The 403-nt window shown below is 75.4% G+C and carries 1 pseudogene; it reads left to right on the top strand.

Annotated elements, in window-relative coordinates:
• Nucleotides 1-264, top strand: a pseudogene (gene purT, locus GVL05_RS19900) (phosphoribosylglycinamide formyltransferase 2); the annotation flags it as partial.
• Nucleotides 265-403: the final 139 nt, after the last annotated feature.

Raw genomic sequence — 403 nt, 5'->3', positions numbered from 1 at the left:
ATCCTCGGCCTGCCGGTGGACACCCGCCTGCGCAACCCGGGCGCCAGCGCCGTGATCTACGGCGGCATGGACGCCCAGGGCATCGCCTTCGACGGTGTGGACGAGGCGCTGCGCGTGCCGGATACCGACCTGCGCCTCTTCGGCAAGCCCGAGAGCTTCACCAAGCGCCGCATGGGCGTGGCGGTGGCCCGGGCGGACGACGTGGAGACGGCACGCGCCAATGCGAAGCTGGCGGCGGGCAAGGTGAAGCCGCGCAAGGCGTGAGTCGAAGGCCGGCCGCTGTGGTGGCCCGCCGTGCGTCCAGGCCCGTGGGCCGGCGGGCTTCGGCCGGCTGGGCGATGGGGCGCGGGCGCTAGGACGGGCCGCGCGGCCCGGCGCTCGATCCCCGCACCACCAGTTCCCC

Origin of the sequence: Curtobacterium sp. 18060 (assembly GCF_902706105.1) — a bacterium.
Lineage (GTDB): Bacteria > Actinomycetota > Actinomycetes > Actinomycetales > Microbacteriaceae > Curtobacterium.
The sequence above is the reverse complement of the archived record's forward strand: the minus strand, read 5'-3'. Positions and strand labels throughout refer to the sequence as shown.